Here is a 16,698-nt window from a genome sequence, read left to right as displayed (position 1 = left end):
AATAAGCATTTAATTATGATAAATAGCATGGTGTTTACAAGTACGATGAAAATGAATATAATCAGATTATAAATAATTTAATAAATGCTTATTTATAACTAACGATAATTTATAGTTATCACTAGTTAATACTGAAATTGTAAAATTAAGACAAATTTGATTATGAATTTAAGGAGCCCGTTTTACATGAATGATGATAAAAAATTTCTTTTACGTAAAAATAATTTGATTGAAAATAATTGTAAACTTTCGCTAAAAAGTAAAAAACGTTTGCAAAAATCAAAAGCGGATAATACGTTGCGTGCTTATGAATCGGACTGGCTTGACTTCTATGACTGGTGTGCCCATGCCAAATTACAGGCTTTGCCAGCAGAGCCAGAAACTATCGTCAATTACATTAACGATTTAGCCGATAATGCCAAAGCAAATACTGTATCCCGTCGTTTAAGTGCTATTTCTGAAAATCATAAAGCCGCCAGTTATCTTGATAATAATCCTTGTCGCAGCGGACTTGTCCGCAATGCTCTTGATGCTATAAAGCGAGAAAAAGGAACCATGCAGCGTGGTAAATCACCAGTTCTAATGGAAGATCTAGAAAATATGGTTGCTTTTTTTGATACAACCGATATCGCTGGTATTCGCGATAAAGCTCTTTTATTGACTGGATTTATGGGAGCCTTTCGTCGTTCAGAACTTGTTGGTATCGATATTGAAGATTTAACCTTCACCAATGAAGGTGTCATCATTTTACTTACAAAATCTAAAGGAGATCAGGAAGGGCAAGGGCAGTATGTTGCAATCCCCTATAGCACCTCCCCTACGCTCTGTGCCGTAGCTTCTTTAAAATACTGGCTTGAATTTTCTCAATTAAAATCTGGTCCGCTCTTTCGTCCTTTAACTAAGAATAAACAACTACGCAATCAGCGTTTAACGAATCAGTCTGTCGCACTCATCGTAAAAAAATATATTGGCCTGGCCGGTTTAAATGCTGCTGACTTTTCCGGACACAGCTTACGACGTGGTTTTGCAACCAGCGCAGCTCAACATGATGTTGATGAACGTTCCATCATGCAGCAGACACGCCATAAATCCGAAAAAATGGTACGCCGCTACATTGAACAAGGCAATATGTTTAAAAATAATGCTCTAAATAAGATGTTTTAATGTTCATCAGATTTAAAGTGAGGTAATGAATATGAGTCCAATAATGTCCGCTATATTGAATCGAAGAAGTATTCGCTCGTATACTTTGGAAAAAGTGAAGTTGAGTGATGTTGCAAAAATACTGACAGCTGCAAGCTGGGCCCCTTCCGGCAAAAACTTGCAGCCTTGGAGGTTTTCCGTAATAGCGAATAATACAGAGCTGATCCATAAACTAGCAGCATTAACCAGTTGTGACCCTTGGCTTAAACATGCACCCTGCTTGATTGCTGTTTTTTTCGACAGCACTGTCTTGAAAAATCCTGAAAACAGTACCGATAAGGTTTATAGTAAACATATGCAGGCAATCGGTGCAGCTGTACAAAACATGATGCTTGCAGCTCATGAAATTGGTCTTGGAACTTGCTGGGTCAGTGAAATCATAACGCAGGAAATGAAAGTAAAAGAATTCCTGAATGTTTCTGCCGAATTTGATTTACTTGCCCTTATCGCTGTTGGACATCCGAAAAAACAAGAATTGAAATCCAAAAGAAGAGAATTGTCAAAAAATATTATAAATTGGTTATAATATTTATGCTTTTATATACTGAAAACGCGGCATAAGCTGCCCGCCAACATTCACTGATTCCACAAACATTTTTTTGGGTCGTACCCAATACCCAAACTCCCCATATAATGCCTGATACACAACCATTTCCTCTACTGTTTCACTATGTTTGGCTATAAATAGAACCCGATATTCCTTACCTTTGTAATGCCTGTAAATTCCTGTTTGAATATCCATACCAATACCCTTCTTTTTCTTATTATGTAGTCTGTAAAAATTATTTTTATATAATTCACGTTTTTCTTGTTTTTATTGCTTATATACTCTATTATATAAGCAACGAATAATTTTATAAGGTATTTATTGTATCACATGTACAAAGTTTTTATCCAGCCTAAACTATGAAAATTTAAATTTTGCTTGGCTAAACTATACTTTATAAAGAAGGTTTAACTATGATCATTGAAAAATTTGACAAACAAGACGTCCCTCAATTAGTAGAATTATATAAAGAATTGACCCCCTTTGAAAACTCACTCGACAGCGCCGATGAATTTTATAGAAAAATCGCTAAAAACCCTAATTATTTACTTTTAACTGCCAAAGAAAATAACGAAATAATTGGTTCCGCTTGTGGGTTCATTATGAATTCTCTTTATAGTGGCGGCAAACCTATTTTATTCATTGACTCCGTTGTGGTAAAACAAAATTCGCGAAGAATGGGCATTGGCAGTAATTTGTTTTTTAAATTGGATGAATTTGCTAAAAAAAATCATGCATCATGTGCCATTTTTGTATCTACCGCCTTTCGGGTGGCAACTCATGAATTTTACAAAAGTGTAGGCTTTATCAATGATGTACGAGGTTTCCGCAAAGAATATTAATTCCATAAAAAAACAGCTTCTCATGTTTTATGTATGCATGAAAAGCTGTTTTTTAGTGTGCTTTCATTTATTATAGCATCGTGCTTAATCGGCATATTGATCACTAATTTCTAAAAAACGTTTTTCTATCCGCAAAAAAGATTCTACGACTGTAGGATCAAAATGCGTGCCCATGTCTTTGTAAATCAGCTCCACAGCGGCAGCGTGAGGCATTGCCTCCTTATAGACCCGCTTACTAATCAAAGCATCATATACATCTGCCACCGCCATCAGACGGCCTGATATCGGTATTGCTTCGCCGGCTAGCCCTTGCGGATAACCACTGCCATTCCATTTTTCATGATGAGAATAGGCAATTTCTTTAGCAAAGCGTAAAAATGTATCAGGCTGTTCTTGCATTTCTTCCGCGCGAATAATTGCATTTCGCCCCAAAGTAGTATGTGTTTTCATGATTTCAAATTCTTCAACGGTCAATTTACCAGGTTTAAGTAATATATAGTCTGGTATGCCAATTTTTCCAATATCATGCAGCGGCGCAGATTTTACGAGCAATTGGATGTTTTCTATTGAAAGCACGTCTTTTAACAGCTCATGTTGACGCATATCTAAAGCCAATTCATTAATATAATATTGCGTTCGCCTGATATGTCCACCAGTTTCATTATCACGAGTTTCCGCCAATGAGGCCATCGCTGCAATACTGACCTCCTGTATCATATTGATTTCACTGACCCGTCTTGCGATTTCAGCTTGTAAATAAATATTTTTGTCAATAAGAAAATCTCTAGCTTGTTTCAACATTAAGTGTGTTTTAATTCGAGCTAATAAAATAGGGGGACTGATTGGCTTGAAAATGTAATCAACGGCTCCTAATGAAAATCCTTTTTCTTCATCATTTACTGTATTTTTGGCTGTCAAAAAAATGATTGGTATATCTTTTAAGTTTTCATCCTCTTTTAAGCGCCGACATGTTTCATATCCATCCAGAACAGGCATCATTACATCTAATAAAATTAAATCAGGTGGATCGAGCATTGCGACGGATAGAGCTCTTTCTCCATTAATTGCAACTTTTACCTTATAGATGTTTCGCAGTAAATCACTAACAATTGCTAAATTTAAGGGTGTATCATCCACAACTAAAATAACTGGTTTTTCATCATTTTTCATCATCTTCACCTTTTGCCTCAAAAATTTTTAGTAAATTGAGTGCCGCATCAAAATCAAACATATTCAGTGCTTTATCAAGTGATTTAACTAAATCACGATTATGCTTTTCCAAGAATATTCCTTTAACAGAAGCAAAAAAAGCAATCGCTTCACTATCGGCATCCATCAAAAAAGTCCGTAACTTTTCATGACATTCCTGGATAGACATTACCATTGTCGCAGGTACTGCTTTACCTGTTGGTTGACTTTTCAAATAAGTGTCTATACTCTGTATGACTTCGTCTAAGTTTTCAGAAAATTGGTCTAAAAGATTTTGTATCGTTTCAATTTGCACATCAGGATGTAGTAGACCTTTTTCAATTAGACTTGCTGTGTTTTGCAGAGCCACCGCACCTATATTACCAGCAATCCCCTTTAATGTATGGGCAAGGCTGATAACCAGGTCAGTTTCCCCATTGTCCCAAGCATCGAAAAGCTGCTTGTCAACCGTACGATAACCATTCATAAATTGCCCAAGAATCCGTTGATACAAAACCTCGTTATAGGATACACGCTGCAAACCATCCACTATGTCAATTCCTTGAATGACAGTCTTTCCAAAATTCAAAATATGGTTTTCTTTTGGAATTTGGAAACTGAAATCTGTATTGATTGGAGAAATAGCATGATGATTTTTCCATATGCTTAATGTCGCAAACAATACCTGTGGGTCAATTGGTTTTGTAATATGTCCATTCATCCCCATAGCCAAACAGCGATCCCGCTGATCGGACATCGCATGCGCAGTAAATGCTAAAAGCGGTAGTTTTTGATCAACTTTACGAATTTCACGTGCCGCCTCAAAACCATCCATAACTGGCATTTGTAAATCCAAGAGTATAACATCATATAACTTATGTTCATGCAAAACCTTATCAACGGCTTCTTTTCCATTTTCTGCTACATCGACAAGAACCCCCTGACTTTCCATTAATTCGATAGCAATTTGTTGATTAATCACATTATCTTCGGCCAGGAGAACCTTCATCCCCCATAAACCATAAGATTGTTCTTGTTGTTTGTGTCGACTACTTCCATCTTTGTTTGCTGAAAATAATTGTAGTAATGTATTCAGCAGCATAGAAGGACTAACTGGCTTAATTAAAACACCTTCCAGCCCTGCCTGAGCTGCTTTTTCACGCAATTCCTCTCGATCATATGCTGTAACCATTACAATGGGCGGCGGTATCCCTTTATTAACTTTTAGCTTGATAGATTGTGCCGTCTGAAGTCCATCAGCACCGGGCATCTGCCAATCCATAAAAATAACCCCATATGGTTTGGCGTTTAAATTTTCTACGAGCTGAATTGCCTCTTCACCACTCGCAGCGGTATCTACACAAAATTCCATTGCTGTCAAATATTCAAATAAGATATCTCGTGCAGTGGGATTATCATCGACTACTAAAATACGTAAATGGTTAAGCTCTTTTGGCAAACGGTTTTGTTGTTTTTGCTTGATCTCAGAAATGCCAAACCAAGCTGTAAAAATAAAGCTGCTCCCAACAGCAGGTTTGCTCATTACTCGTATATCGCCTTCCATGCGTTCTACGAGTTGTTTTACAATAGAAAGTCCAAGACCTGTCCCACCATATTTACGTGTAGTGGAACCATCCGCTTGGATAAACGGCTGAAATAACTTGTCTACTTCCTGCGATGACAACCCAATCCCTGTATCACGAATGGTAAATTGCAGTTGAATCCTAGCATCTGTTTCCTGCAGTTGTTTGACACGGATTGCAACTTCACCTTTTGCCGTAAACTTTAAAGCATTGTTTACCAAATTTGTAATGACTTGTCCTAAGCGCAGTGGATCACCTATTAAGCTAACTGGTAAATCTGGCGGAATATAGTAAAGAAATTCCAGTCCTTTATCGTAAGCTTTTGCACTGGTAACATCCACGACACCTCGTATGACATCATCAAGAAAAAAATCGATTTTTTCTAAAGGCAAATTCTGTGCTTCCATCTTGGAAAAATCCAAAATATCGTTGATGATTTGTAATAGAGAATTACCGGCACGATGAATTTTATCAAGATAATCACGCTGTTTCACGGTAAGATCTGTCTTAAGCGCCAAATAAGCCAAACCAATAATAGCATTCATCGGTGTACGAATTTCATGGCTCATATTTGCCAAAAACATGGACTTGACTGCATTAGCTTTTTCTGCAGCTATTTTTGCTGATTCCAATTCCTGCGTCCGGATATCAATCATTTTTTCAAGATTTTGCCGATGATGTTCCAACTCCTGTGCCGTTTTTACTTTTGTGGTAATATCTTGCACAATAATTAGAACATCGACTGCCTGTCCCATCAAATTATATTCGACTTCGGCACGCTCCTCAACCCATTTGATTTGGCTATCAATTAAAAGTCTATAACGATTGGTATAAACAGCCTGTTCTTCTTGTCTTGCCCGCTGCCAAGTTTGTTCGACCTTTCTCCGGTCCGCTGGATGAACTTGTTCCAATAAGATTTCCGGGGTCAGCAATGCTGAATCTATTATGCCAAAAATCTGATAAACTTCCGCAGATCCAATAATATTTTCTGTTTCAAATTTAAGATATAAATGCCCTGTCTTCGATACCGCCTGTGCCCGTAATAAAATTTCTTCATTTTTTTTCAAAGCCCGCAAGAGATTAAGCCGTTCTTGGTTGCCTATAGCTAAACCAATATGATCTGCAACTTGAAACGTAAAATTTATTTTTTCATCCGACCAGACATAAGGCTGATATTGACGAGCCAGACAAATAACACCTAACTTTCGTCCACCAGAAAGAATATTGCAAATAAAAATAGAGGTTATGCCACGGGGGACTAAATAAATTTCTTTATATTTTTCTATACGAGAATCCGTCAATACATCATCCACTGCAATATAGCGATTATTTTGCAGTAATTCACGTACAACAGCAAAAAAATCTTCTGAAAAGATTGCCAGCGGATCGTGTTTTCTCTGTTCTGTTTCAAAAAAATCAGCACATTCTAAACGTGTACCATTATCTTGATATTGCCAAACGGAAACTCTTTCAATCCCTAAAGTTTCACCAATTAATTGTGTAATTTCGCGAATTAAAGTGAATGTATCGCTATTATCAATCGATTCAAGCTGAATAATTTCACCTAAAAGACAAGAATAAAGACGAAATCGTTCGGCACGTGCACCTTGTATATTTTCTAACTGCTGTAATTCGGCAGTCCGGCTCTGTACCGCTTTATTGAGTGAACGTGTCCAAAGTAAAAGCAAGGAAATCGCTACTATTACCAAAGCAACTACTACATAAAAATCCGTAAAATCAAATGGCATCATTGACAGTTCCTCCCTGCTAAGTTCATGGTAAAAACATCATTATATCTAGTATTCTTTATTCCCGTTTAATGTGAAAACTCCTGTTAGCTAAAAAAAAAGCCGTATCATTGGATACAGCCTTTTCTTATTTTTTTATTTGTTGAAAGAGCCATTTTCTCATTTTATGATCTTGATAGGCTAATATCCATGAATAATGTGCAATTGGATATATATAGGTATTTTTCGGATATTCTGTATATAAAGGTACCCCACCAGCACCTCGTACAGCCTGAATCATTGCCCGCGAACCTTCTACAGAAACAATAGGATCTGATTCAGCATGAAACGCCCAAATTGGTTTACCAACTATTTTGTCAGCCTTCGTTGGATCACCTTCGCCGCAGATCGGAACCATAGCCGCAAACAAGGATGGATAAGCTTCATTCAGGCGCCAGACAGCAGAACCACCATCTGATACACCAGTCGCATATAAACGATTTTTATCAATATGATAACTTTCAACAACCCGCTGTAAAACTTTAACCGCCATATCAAGATCAGCTGCCTGATTAGCAGGTGTGGATGCAGGATCGTCGTTCCAAGTATACCGAGCTTGCGGGGCTAAAACAAAGCACGGATTTTTCGCTTGTTCTTCTGGTTTAGCCCAAATTGTTGCTCCCTGATTGGCGATCAATTGTGCTTCATTATCTGTGCCGCATTCACCACTTCCATGTAAGAACAAAACCAGAGGATAAGATTTCAACATACTATAATGATCTGGTTTAAATAAACGATATTCCATTGTGGTCCCAGTTTGCATATCCGTATAGGTATATTTCAAAAATTTATCCACGACCGGTTGTATATTTTCCCGAACAATATGCAGTGAATATTTTTTTGCTATACCCGCTGGATTTGTAACCATTATTTCGAATTTATTCTTCCCTGAATGGAGTTTTGCTGTATACAAATCACTCGAAGCTGACTTCATATGGTTTATTTCCAAACGATCATTTGGTGATGTGGTTATGGCTTGAATCATAACCGTTGTAACATCACTTTGAACCAAAAGGCTGTATCTTCGATGGGCACTAGAAAAAGAAGGTTTTAATTGGCTCTGACCCGTAACGAACACTTTCAGATTTGCTAATTGTGTCGTAGTGTCTTTTGCTGCCATAACCGGATATAATGGAAATAAAACTACAATCACAAATAAAATGAAACTAAATAACACGTGATATTTCTTGCACATTCTAATCTCCTTTATTTATAAAATCTCTACCGTAAAAATAAAAACATCCAATTCGTAAAATTGAATGTTTATTTTTAGTTATTGTATTTTTTGTACCCTACCAACGATACCACCCTCAAGCATCACTTTGATGCCGCGCGGATGCACTTGCGAATTTGTAAGCAGTCGCTGCACAACACCTTCTGTTAATTTACCTGAGCGCTGATCTTGTTTTTGCACAACAAGAACCTTGGCACCAATTGCTATCTGTTTACGTATTGTTCCATCCATATAAATAGTCTTCCCTTCAATTGTTCACTTGCTAGCTATATTGTTATATTACAGGATATTATCGACTCTGTCCAGCAAGAAAAAAACCGCCTTAACTAAAAGGCGGTGAAATAATCATTACGAATGCTGTGCAAACATATCCGCTAAATCCGTAGCTGATTTTGTAACATCTTCTGATGCTTTTTCAATTTCTTGGGCGGTTTGTGATAGATTTTCTAATGAATGATCAATATGATCAATATGTTGATAATTTTTATCCGTCGAAGTTGAAATTTCCATCATCTGATTGGCGCTGATCTTTACTGAGGCACCAACTTTCCCCATCATGGCAATTTGTTCCGTCATACTCGTAACAACCTCATTTGTCGAAGCACTATTTTTTTCAATTAAATCAGCAATTTGATGAGCGGAATCCGCACTTTGTTCCGCTAATTTCCGCACTTCATCCGCTACAACAGCGAACCCTCGACCAACATCCCCCGCTCGTGCTGCTTCGATTGCAGCATTCAATGCCAACAAATTGGTTTGGGCGGCAATGGACGTAATGGTTTCAATAATATTAAATACTGACTGTGATGTAACATTTAAAACTTCAATCTTCTTTTGGACATCGGTAGTTGCTGAAGAAAGCAGTTCAAGTTCAGCAACCGTTTGATGAATCGATTTTTCTCCGTCAATCGCGGTCAAACGGGTTTGATTGGATTCATTTTTAACTTCTGTAGCAGCTAATTTTATTTTTCCAACCGATTCCGCCATTTGTTCCGTGGAGGCAGTTGTTTCTTCTGCAGCTGCGGCCAGCGTGTGCGAAGAATCTTCGATGTTAACTAAAATCGCTTTTTGCTGTTCCAATAATTTTTCTTCAACCTCAATTTTTTCCTTTAAAGCACTTGAATAACGCTGTACAAATTCCTCCATCACGACCGCTTCCATATAGTCGGTAATTTGATTGAAGGCAATAATAACTTTGTACAAATGATTTGTATCACTTTTATAAGCTTGAAAAACATAGGGAAGAATCGTTTGTTTTAAAGCCCCAACACTGAGTAGAAACCAACTAACTGGTAATTGTATTCTATTATGAACCTGGCCGATTTTATAAATTTTATCCATATGTTCTGGTGTAATATGTATCTCATACAGCAATGGCAAAAAATCACGAAATGTCATTTTTAATTTATCAATCGATGAATATTTATTGATAAATTTCTCGATTTCGCCTACTTTCAACAATTTCGTATAAAAATCGTCGGTAATCGAATCCAAATTTTGATCAATGATCGTTTTCAGTTCTCCTAAATATCCTAAAGATTCATTATCCATTTGCAGCATTTCTTTCGCAATTCGATCCTTTACCGTATAACTTCCTGATGAAACATTTGTTTTATTTTTCGTAAAAAACATAAGGATCCCCCCATATTATTGTAAGTACAAACATTTTATACAAGTTAAGCTAAAAATTATAAACAGGCCTTGAGACTATCAATCAAAGCCGATAGTCTCAAATAGACCTATTTAGAAAAACACTGCCGTCTAGATTTTGAACTTTTGTATTTCATTTTGCAAATCTGCTGCAAGTTTTGCTAAATGGGTACTAGCAGAAGCAATTTCTTCCATGGATGCTGATTGTTGTTCTGTGGCAGCCGAAATCGTTTCAGTTGATTCTGCTGTTTTTTTTGTTTCGTTGCTACTATTCCCCGTGGCAGTAACAACGTCTTCGGTTCCACTCGTCAGCTCTTCAGTCGCTGCTGATATTTCATTTATTTCATCCGCCACAACTTTAATCATTGTTAATATTTCATTGAAATTCTTACCAGCCAAATCAACAAGTTCTGAGCCCATTTTTACTTCACGTTTACTTTCATTCATAAAATTGACCGCGGTTTTTGTTTTTGCTTGTACATCAACAATGAGTTCTGTGATGTCTTTTGTCGCATGGGCTGATTGTTCAGCCAATTTTCTGACCTCTTCCGCAACAACCGAAAATCCTCTACCTGCATCTCCAGCTCTTGCTGCTTCAATAGCCGCATTTAAAGCTAACAAATTCGTTTGGGCAGCAATATTTGAAATTAATCCGACAATGGTATCAATTTGTTTTGATTTCCCCTCTAGTTCACCAATCACATCCGCCGTATCATCGGTTCGTTTTTCAATGGTTCCCATCTGAATAGCTGTTTTTTCAATCGCCTTACCACCTTCGATAGCAGCCGTTGACGTCCGCTCTGTCGATCGAGCCACTTCACTAGTATTTTCAGTAACTTGATGAATTCCTTTTGCCATCTCTTCGACAATATGATTTGTCGAAACAGCCATTTCCAATTGTTTTTCCGCACCTTTGGCAACTTCTGTAATGGATTCTGCTATTTGATTGGATGCCAGTGCTGACTGTTCTGCACTGGCAGTTAATTCTTCTGATGCTGCTGCCACTTGTTCGGATGTATTTAAAAGTTGCTTAATTAACGCCCGAATATTTCGATTCATTCGATCAACCGACTGTGACAACGCTCCAAATTCGCTTTGATCTTTCATACTGTGCTCTGCCACATCCTGCGAAAAATCTCCTGATGCAATATCGCCTAAAAATTTTACAGAATCACTCAAGCGTTTCGTAATTTGTTTGATAATCAAGATGCCTACTACCACTCCCAGGAGTAAAGCAATCACGGTAATAGCAATCGCTGTCATACTAGAACGGGCAACATCTTCTCTTGCCGTTTGATTCAACTGCTCTGAACTTTTATTAGCTTCACTAGAAATCGCCCTGAATTTATCAAAAATCTGCTCTGCTAATGGTGCAGCTTTTACTTGAAATAATTTATAGGCCTCCTCATTCTTATTCTGTAGCGCCAAAGCAGTAACATCCGCATTTACTGTGCGATATTGCACTACTATAGTCTTTACAGATTCCAACGCTGCTTTCTGTTCTTGAGTAAGTGGAAGCTTTTCATATGCCACAATATTATCATCAAAACGCTTTCTGGCTTGAATAATATCAGATGATAATCTTTTATTTTCATTATCATCCGTTGTAACCATCAAAGCAAACAAATCGGCCTGAATTCTTCGCTGCGCCAACCGACAATCATCCGTCAATTCGATTGCTTTAACATTAACACCATATAAAGTTTCCATATTTTGACTGCTCTTTTTCAAATTTACATGACCTAAAACCCCAATAACAATTACTGCTATACTGAAAACTGCGATCAAAAAATATAATTTTTGTCTAACTTTCAGATTGCTAAACCAATTCATTTTACATCTCTCCTTGTATAATTTTTATGAAAAAATTTCCATACTATAAAAACAAATGTTGTAGACGCACCTATCGAATCAACAACAGCCTTACAGTTACAAATTACAGCAAGATTCAATATAAGATGAAGTTTCAGGGAACATGCAAAAAGCCTAAGAGCCTATCTTTGTTAATTAAGAAATCTTCTAGATTACTCTTCAAAAACCTTCTTTCTTTTACAATAATACAGAAAATAATTTATGGGTGCATATTGACTTTCAATTAAACCGTGCAGTATTATGATATCTATAATAAGTGAGGTGATACCATGCCTATCAAAATAACCGGCTATTATAAACTCCCGAATTCGCTTGAACCGCAGCTTGTCGATTTTAATGAAGTATTTCATACTTCATTTATGCGTAAATTCACTCGTTATAAATCCTTTGAAAAATTTTTAAATGGAGGAAAATTTACAATTAAATGCCAGCAAGACTTTGAAGCTCTTCCAGAAAATGAAATGGATAAACACGTTCTCCAATCGACAAAATTTAAATCATGGCAGGAAATGCTGGATTATGCAACAGATAAGTATATTCTAAAAAAATAAAAAATTGAAAAAAGCAGAAACTCTTTTATCAAAAAGAAGTTTCTGCTTTTCTTTAGATTTCCATAATGATTGGTAAAATCATCGGTCTTCTACGAGTTTTTTCATATAAATATCTACCAAGAGCATCACGAATATTAGCTTTGATAGTCGCCCACTCGGTAATATTATTTTCTTCACATTTTTCAAGTGCTGTTTTAACTTTTTCCTTCGCTTCATCCATCAATGCCTCGGATTCACGTACATACACAAACCCTCTGGAAACAATATCTGGACCTGCGGCTACACAGCCTTGGTCTTTATCCATAGTAACAACAATAATCAAGATACCATCTTGGGATAGCTGGCGGCGGTCACGCAATACAATATTGCCAACATCACCAACACCCAGTCCATCAATAAGCACGTTACCAGCGGTAACTTTGCCAGCCACAGTGCCTTTATCTCTGGTAAATTCTAAAATTTGTCCATTATCACTAATAAAAATATTGTGTTTTGGCATGCCCAGATCCTGAACTAGTTTGGCATGTTTAATCAAATGACGATATTCTCCATGCACAGGCATAAAGAATCTTGGATGAATCAAATTATACATCAATTTCAATTCTTCCTGACTGGCATGCCCAGATACATGAATGCCTTTTGATTTCTCATAAATTACTTCGGCACCCTGCTTCAAAAGATTATCAATCGTTCGCGAAACGAGTTTTTCATTACCAGGAATCGGCGTAGCCGAAATGATAACGGTATCACCAGGAACAATGCCCACCTTGCGATGATCAGACATCGACATCCTGGTCAGTGCTGACAACGGTTCACCTTGACTTCCCGTCGTCACAATAACAACCTGAGACATTGGATAATTATTGATTTCATCAATATCAATTAAGACACCTTCAGGAACCGTCAAATAACCCAATTCTAAAGATATATTTACAACATTAATCATACTGCGCCCTAAAACAGCAACTTTTCGTTTATATTGGCAGGCCGTATCAATTGCCTGCTGAATACGATGCACATTCGAAGAAAACGTAGCAATAATAATACGATTTTTTGCATTATGAAAAACTTTATCAAACGCAACCCCTACTGTTCTTTCACTAGGAGTATGTCCCGGTCTTTCTGCATTCGTACTATCCGACATTAATAGCAATACGCCACGATTACCTAATTCAGAAAATCTCCGAAAGTCCGTCATTTTTCCATCAACCGGCGTATAATCCATCTTAAAATCGCCCGTATGGACAATCGTTCCAACTGGTGTTTTTATAGACAAACCAACCGCATCAGGAATACTGTGACTTACACGAATAAATCCGACACTAAAGCAGCCAAGATTAATAATGTCACCTGGTTTAACTGGAATCAAACCACTCGCATCGACATTTTTTTCTTTTAGTCTGCCTTCTAAGATTCCCAGTGTCAATTTCGTTCCATATACTGGTACATTAAGCTGTTTCAACACATACGGTAATGCACCAATATGATCTTCATGACCATGGGTAAGAACAATCGCCTTTATTATATCGCGATTTTCTAATAAATAAGATATATCAGGAATAACCAAATCGATTCCCAACATATCATCATCAGGGAACATTAATCCAGCATCAATAACCAGTATTTCATCATCTACACGAACTACTGTCATATTCTTGCCGATTTCCCCGAGTCCACCTAGTGGAATGATTTGAAGTTTTTGTGGTACTTTAGCCAAAAATTACACCTCCGACGTTAATTTTATCTACTTATTTTGAATCTATCTTTAACTCTTAGTAGTTAAGTCCTTAATAGTAAGTCCGAACTGTACAATTAAAAAAATATATAAATCGACCGTTCTTCTTATTTCTTCTATTATATATCTTACAGCCGCCTATTGTAAAGCTTAATACAATGTATTCACATTGGTTTCCTTGCCAAAAGACAACATCCGTAGATTCGATGCTCTATTTTGACAATGAATTCAAAACTAAGAATGCCAAAATCCAGTTATTTACACTGAATTTTGGCATTTTATCAGTTAAACGCTCAAAACATTTTATGCTCAATCATATATTCAGCGATCTGTAAGGCATTCAAGGCAGCACCCTTACGAATTTGATCACCAACAACCCATAAATTTAAACCATTTTTAATCGAATAATCTTTACGGATACGACCTACTGCTACATCATTTTTACCGGATGTTTTCAGAGGCATTGGATAAATCATTTCAGCTGGATCATCTTCGACAACAACCCCGGGGAATTTTGCCAAAGCATTTTTGGCATCTTGAACGCTGAATTCGCCTTCCAGTTCAATGTTAACCGATTCGGCATGGCTGCGGTATACAGGTACACGAATCGTCGTAGCTGTAATACCCATATCATAGTCATTCATAATCTTATGAGTTTCATCAATCATTTTCATTTCTTCTTTTGTATATAAATTCTCTTTAAATACATCAATCTGCGGGATTAAATTAAAGGCAATCTGATAATGTTTCGGCAAACCTGCACCAGGTAAGATGTTCGCTACAATTTCTTGGCCGCTCGCAATTGCCTTCACTTGATTTTCAAGTTCCGCCATAGCTTCTTTTCCGCCACCCGATACGGCTTGATAGGTCGATACAACAACACGTTTGATCTTAACCTGATCGTAAATTGGTTTGAGTGCCATAACCATGATAATCGTAGAACAATTCGGATTCGCAATAATACCTTTGTGTTTTTTAATCATTTCGGGATTGACTTCAGGAACAATCAGTGGGACTTGTGGGTCCATCCGAAATGTACTTGAATTATCAATAACAACAGCCCCTGCTTCAACCGCTGCCGGAGCAAACTCTTTACTCGCTGCACCACCGGCAAACAAAGCGATGTGTACATCTTTAAAAGAATCTTTTGTTGCTTCTTCAACCGTATAGTCTTTACCCATAAAATGAATAATTTGCCCGGCTGAACGTTTTGATGCCAGTAACTTTAGCTGAGCAAAAGGAAAGTTGCGCTCTTCAATCAAATCCAGAAACTCTTGTCCAACGGCTCCAGTTGCCCCCAATATTGCTACATTATATTTTTCCATAGTTATGAATCCCCCTCAGTTTTCATCAATCTAATAAATTTTCCAAACCTATAACCAATCCCTGTAAACCTTTTACTTTTTTACAAGCCATGACAACGCCCGGCATAAAAGAATCACGATTAATTGAATCATGACGAATGGTCAACGTTTGACCAAGACCGCCAAAAATCACTTCCTGATGCGCCACATACCCCGGCAAACGAACACTGTGAATATGAATTCCATCCACATTCGCTCCGCGAGCCCCGGCAACTTTTTCAAATTCATCAGGATTTCCCTGCTGCATGCTTTTCCGCACTTCACGAATCATATCAGCCGTACCAAGAGCCGTGCCTGACGGTGCATCCAGTTTATTATCATGATGCAATTCGATGATTTCTACATGAGGCATATATTTTGCAGCTTCTTTTGCCATTTTCATCATTAAGATGGCTCCAATTGCAAAATTAGGGGCTATAAAAGCAGCTGTATTATTTTCCTCTGCTAAATTTTTGATTTCAGCTTTATGTTCATCCGACAAACCTGTCGTACCAATAACTGGAGAAACTCTATGTTTTAAGGCAATACAAGCATTACTAAAGACAACACTCGGCTTTGTAAAATCAACTAATACATCTGGTTTTGCCGAGACAATTGCTTCTACTAAATCTGCCTGTACGGTAATTCCCGTTTTTGGTATACCGATCAAGTCTCCAATATCACTGCCTGCATGTAAATCAACAGCTCCCACTAGTTCTAATTGTGGATCTTGCTGCACTGCATTTAAAACAGATCGTCCCATTTTTCCGCAAGCCCCGCTTACCATTACTCTAACCAAAATATGCACCTCCAAAATTTATGCTAATAAAAAAGCCAATGAGAAAATCTCTCATCAGCTGTTTATAACACATCAGCCCTTAGGAAAAATAAAAATTTTTCCAGATGAGATAGCTCTCCATCAAAATGATGACAAACAAATACCTATTCGATATTCATCCAGTCCTGATATTGGGGCAATATCAAAACTTCGGCGAAAAACCCTTTTTCTTTAGTTCATTGCTGCCCGTCTCCCTAAAGATACTTTTGTTTTTCGCGCCTCTATTTCATCCTATACAGGATCTATATTTGATTTATGTATATTGTATATCAAGTCTATCCCAAAAATCAATATGTTTTTTCATGATTTACAAATTATTGGTCAA

General features: G+C 37.2%; 14 protein-coding genes and 1 riboswitch. Of the genes, 4 read left to right on the top strand and 10 right to left on the bottom strand.

What is annotated here, in order from left to right:
• Window positions 1–186 precede the first annotated feature (186 nt).
• A complete protein-coding gene (locus tag BMY14_RS04245) occupies window positions 187–1,164 on the top strand; it encodes a site-specific integrase (RefSeq protein WP_091829504.1) in 978 nt (325 codons plus the stop codon).
• Between the two features lie 31 nt (window positions 1,165–1,195).
• Window positions 1,196–1,729: a nitroreductase family protein gene (locus BMY14_RS04240; RefSeq protein WP_091829502.1), complete on the top strand. Its 534-nt coding sequence runs from the start codon at window positions 1,196–1,198 to the stop codon at window positions 1,727–1,729.
• Between the two features lie 3 nt (window positions 1,730–1,732).
• Here the strand turns inward: BMY14_RS04240 and BMY14_RS04235 are convergent, their stop codons facing one another.
• Window positions 1,733–1,945 (bottom strand): DUF1653 domain-containing protein, encoded by a 213-nt coding sequence (locus tag BMY14_RS04235; protein WP_091829500.1) that lies wholly within the window; start codon window positions 1,943–1,945, stop codon window positions 1,733–1,735.
• A gap of 218 nt (window positions 1,946–2,163) precedes the next feature.
• On the opposite strand from BMY14_RS04235, the gene BMY14_RS04230 reads away from it, so the two are divergent.
• Window positions 2,164–2,592 carry a GNAT family N-acetyltransferase gene (locus BMY14_RS04230; RefSeq protein ID WP_091829498.1) on the top strand — a complete coding sequence of 143 codons (429 nt, stop codon included), beginning with the start codon at window positions 2,164–2,166 and terminating at the stop codon, window positions 2,590–2,592.
• 84 nt (window positions 2,593–2,676) lie between these two features.
• On the opposite strand, the gene BMY14_RS04225 is transcribed toward BMY14_RS04230, so the two are convergent.
• The 6 genes from BMY14_RS04225 to BMY14_RS04200 form a co-directional block, all read right to left on the bottom strand.
• Window positions 2,677–3,765, bottom strand: coding sequence for a response regulator (locus BMY14_RS04225; RefSeq protein WP_245741276.1), 1,089 nt, complete (start codon window positions 3,763–3,765; stop codon window positions 2,677–2,679).
• Window positions 3,752–7,114 carry a GAF domain-containing hybrid sensor histidine kinase/response regulator gene (locus tag BMY14_RS04220; RefSeq protein ID WP_091829494.1) on the bottom strand — a complete coding sequence of 1,121 codons (3,363 nt, stop codon included), beginning with the start codon at window positions 7,112–7,114 and terminating at the stop codon, window positions 3,752–3,754. The genes BMY14_RS04225 and BMY14_RS04220 overlap by 14 nt, the downstream gene beginning before the upstream one ends.
• A 124-nt stretch (window positions 7,115–7,238) precedes the next feature.
• The gene (locus BMY14_RS04215) at window positions 7,239–8,345 is read right to left on the bottom strand and encodes a carboxylesterase family protein (RefSeq protein ID WP_091829492.1); all 1,107 of its coding nucleotides are present in this window, start codon (window positions 8,343–8,345) and stop codon (window positions 7,239–7,241) included.
• 78 nt (window positions 8,346–8,423) lie between these two features.
• Window positions 8,424–8,615 carry a YwbE family protein gene (locus BMY14_RS04210; RefSeq protein ID WP_019553121.1) on the bottom strand — a complete coding sequence of 64 codons (192 nt, stop codon included), beginning with the start codon at window positions 8,613–8,615 and terminating at the stop codon, window positions 8,424–8,426.
• A gap of 117 nt (window positions 8,616–8,732) precedes the next feature.
• Window positions 8,733–10,016, bottom strand: coding sequence for a globin-coupled sensor protein (locus BMY14_RS04205; RefSeq protein WP_091829489.1), 1,284 nt, complete (start codon window positions 10,014–10,016; stop codon window positions 8,733–8,735).
• Window positions 10,017–10,145: 129 nt separating this feature from the next.
• Complete coding sequence (locus BMY14_RS04200; protein ID WP_091829487.1) at window positions 10,146–11,867, bottom strand: methyl-accepting chemotaxis protein; 1,722 nt, start codon at window positions 11,865–11,867, stop codon at window positions 10,146–10,148.
• Window positions 11,868–12,175: 308 nt separating this feature from the next.
• On the opposite strand from BMY14_RS04200, the gene BMY14_RS04195 reads away from it, so the two are divergent.
• On the top strand, window positions 12,176–12,457 hold the full coding sequence (locus BMY14_RS04195) for a hypothetical protein (RefSeq protein WP_091829485.1): 282 nt from the start codon (window positions 12,176–12,178) through the stop codon (window positions 12,455–12,457).
• 52 nt (window positions 12,458–12,509) lie between these two features.
• Here BMY14_RS04195 and BMY14_RS04190 read toward each other — a convergent pair whose 3' ends face one another.
• From BMY14_RS04190 to dapB, 3 genes are all read right to left on the bottom strand, one after another.
• Complete coding sequence (locus tag BMY14_RS04190) at window positions 12,510–14,174, bottom strand: ribonuclease J (RefSeq protein WP_091829483.1); 1,665 nt, start codon at window positions 14,172–14,174, stop codon at window positions 12,510–12,512.
• 311 nt (window positions 14,175–14,485) lie between these two features.
• Entirely contained in the window at window positions 14,486–15,517 is a 1,032-nt protein-coding gene (locus BMY14_RS04185; RefSeq protein ID WP_091829481.1) for an aspartate-semialdehyde dehydrogenase, read from the bottom strand.
• Window positions 15,518–15,542: 25 nt separating this feature from the next.
• Window positions 15,543–16,334, bottom strand: a complete 792-nt coding sequence (gene dapB, locus BMY14_RS04180; RefSeq protein ID WP_091829479.1) for a 4-hydroxy-tetrahydrodipicolinate reductase — start codon at window positions 16,332–16,334, stop codon at window positions 15,543–15,545.
• 102 nt (window positions 16,335–16,436) lie between these two features.
• Window positions 16,437–16,605, bottom strand: a riboswitch (Lysine riboswitch).
• Between the last annotated feature and the right edge of the window lie 93 nt (window positions 16,606–16,698).

Source organism: Propionispira arboris (assembly GCF_900109225.1).
Taxonomy (GTDB): domain Bacteria; phylum Bacillota; class Negativicutes; order Selenomonadales; family Selenomonadaceae; genus Propionispira; species Propionispira arboris.
The sequence above is the reverse complement of the archived record's forward strand: the minus strand, read 5'-3'. Positions and strand labels throughout refer to the sequence as shown.